Raw genomic sequence first — 2,631 nt, 5'->3', positions numbered from 1 at the left:
CTTGCATTCAACTGGCCACCATGCACTACGCGAATGAAATTCGGCCCGCAGAGAACGTCCCCAACCTCTCTAGCACCATTTCTGTAGATCCCAATCAGCTGAAGTTAGCCTTACAAATCGTCAAAGGGCTGACAGGAACCTCGGATTTAACTTCATATACCAATCCAGAGCAAGAACGATTGCTGGCGGCTATTCAATCTAAAATTGCTGGCCAGAACATTGTATTAAAGCCCACGCAAGAATCAGATGTTGTTGTTGATCTTTTAGAGGCGCTTCAGGAGAGTGTCAGAATGAATAAAGGAAAAAATAAGGTGGCAGCCCCGAAGGAAAGTAAACGCGGGACCCCTAATGAAAAACTGGGATAGTCTCTTGCAAGCAAATGGATGAAGTAGCTAAGGATCCAAGTAAGGTGGTTCTTAGCTATTTTCATGTCCTTCCTGGACTTCTCCAAACGATTACCCTCTGCCAGTTTTTCTTTATAGTCCCCCACTGAATGTACGAGCAAAACTCTAGTTTATTTTTATATAAGCTAATGCTAATATATCTATATGATAGAATATAAGGAGGACTTAAATTGAAGATTATTATTGTAGGCTCTGTAGCTGCAGGAACCTCTGTGGCTGCCAAAGCCCGGCGGAATGATGAATCAGCCGAAATTATTGTATATGAAAAAGGTCCGGATATTTCTTACTCCATCTGCGGGATACCTTATTATTTAGGGAATGAAGTCGAAGACCTGTCAGAGTTGATTCCTCGAGATAAAAAGTGGTTTGAAGCTCGCTACAACGTCAAGATGAACATCAACCACGAGGTCACTGCAATCGATCCGGTGAACCAGACCATCCGTGTGACCGATTTAAGCAATGGTGCCGAGGTTGAAGAAACCTTCGATAAGCTTGTACTGGCTACAGGGGCCAATGTTACGATCCCCGGCTATGTCGATTCGCAAATGAAGAATATCTTCCCGGTGCGGACCATGGAAGATACCCGGCATATCGATGCGTTCATTCAAGAAGCCGATCCGAAGCAAGCGGTTATTATCGGTGGAGGCTATATCGGGATGGAGATTGCGGAGCAATTCACCCATAGGGGTATTAAATCGATCATTATACAGCGTGGAAGTCATATCATGTCGTCCTTCGATCCGGAGATTTCATTCCGTGTCCAGGAACATTTACAGTTAAACGGGGTCGAGGTCTATACGAACGAAGAAGTCACAGCTATTCACCAAGATGACAGCCATCTTGTCCATGCCGTTGAAACGAAAAGTGGACATCGCTTTAATGCGGATATTGTCATCCTGGCAACGGGGGTTCGTCCGAACGTTACACTCGCTCAACAAGCCGGCTTACAGCTAGGGCCAACCGGTGCTATTCAGGTAGATAAACATATGCGCACCAGCCATGAGAACATTTATGCTGTTGGTGATGTTGCAGAAAGTTACTCGTCCATTACCAGAAAGCCTTTCTACCATCCGTTAGGCTCTACGGCCAATAAAATGGGCCGGATCGCCGGAGACGTGATCACAGGGGGAGAACTGGAATTCCACGGTGTTCTGGGTACCGGCATTTTCCGTGTGTTCGAATTGGCTGTTGGCACTACGGGGCTAACCGAACAAGCAGCACGGAATGAAGGCTTTGACGTTGAGGTCCTCTACAACTTGAAGCCGGCCAGAGCTGAATATTTAAACGGAAAGGAACTACTCATAAAGGCCATAGCGGACCGTAAGAGTGGTCGTCTATTAGGCGCTCAGGCTATCGGTACAGAAGGCGTGGATAAACGACTGGATGTCCTGGCTACGGCTCTGCATTTCAAAGCGAACGTCGAGGACCTCTTTCATCTGGATCTGGCCTATGCGCCTCCTTTCTCTACCACGAAAGACCCTGTTATGTACACAGGGATGGCCCTTCATAACGCGATCAGCCGCAATCTTCCTCTCCTTTCCCCGGCAGAGCTGGTGGGTAAAGAAGATGATTATCAAATTATCGACACGCGTTCGAGAAAGCAATATGAAGCCAGTCATGTCCAAGGAGCACAGCATATTTCGCTTAAAGACCTGCGTGAGAAGGCTTCTACCTTGGATCCTAAGAAACGTACTGTCACCTACTGCAACAAAGGAACAACCGGGAATGCAGCCCAGAATATTCTGATTAACTTGGGCTTTGAGAAGGTTTATAACCTGTCTGGAGGCAACAAGAATTATCAAGTATATCGTCGTTACCTGAATTCATCTAATACGTAAAGAACGGATTATCAAGCTCCAATTCCAAGTTTATAGGACTGTACTTTTGTCGCACAGTCCTATAAATCGGGAGTTATTTTATACCTTCTACGCGCTCAAAGCACCTCGTCTATCGTATCTTCAGTACCTGCAGCTACTAATTCCTTACTGGCCTGCACAGCAACCATCTCCTCTAACTGAGCAATGCTTGTCCATTCAAGCGCACCTTCAGGCGGAACTTTACTATGATCCAGAAGAGCATCCAGCAGTTGTTCCACCTTTTCGAATCGTTGCTCATCGTGTTGCAAATGAATAATTGCGTTGTAGGGTTTCTCACTACTTACTTCCTCCCCAAAATACGCTTTCTCAAAATTCCCCAGTGAGGCTAGTAGTCGAACATTTGAAGTATG

2 protein-coding genes and 1 pseudogene are annotated in these 2,631 nt (G+C 46.0%); 2 read left to right on the top strand and 1 reads right to left on the bottom strand.

The annotated features are described in order from the left end of the window. A pseudogene (locus tag AQR02_RS12150) lies at nucleotides 1-365 on the top strand (hypothetical protein); the annotation flags it as partial. Between the two features lie 209 nt (nucleotides 366-574). Further along, a complete protein-coding gene (locus AQR02_RS12145; RefSeq protein WP_054940721.1) occupies nucleotides 575-2,242 on the top strand; it encodes an FAD-dependent oxidoreductase in 1,668 nt (555 codons plus the stop codon). A 95-nt stretch (nucleotides 2,243-2,337) separates the two neighbouring features. On the opposite strand, the gene AQR02_RS12140 is transcribed toward AQR02_RS12145, so the two are convergent. Beyond that, the coding region (locus AQR02_RS12140) for a hypothetical protein (protein ID WP_209444151.1) at nucleotides 2,338-2,631 on the bottom strand (294 nt) is incomplete at its 5' end.

The organism is Paenibacillus ihuae (genome assembly GCF_001368795.1).
Classification (GTDB): Bacteria; Bacillota; Bacilli; order Paenibacillales; family Paenibacillaceae; genus Paenibacillus_AQ; species Paenibacillus_AQ ihuae.
The sequence above is the reverse complement of the archived record's forward strand: the minus strand, read 5'-3'. Positions and strand labels throughout refer to the sequence as shown.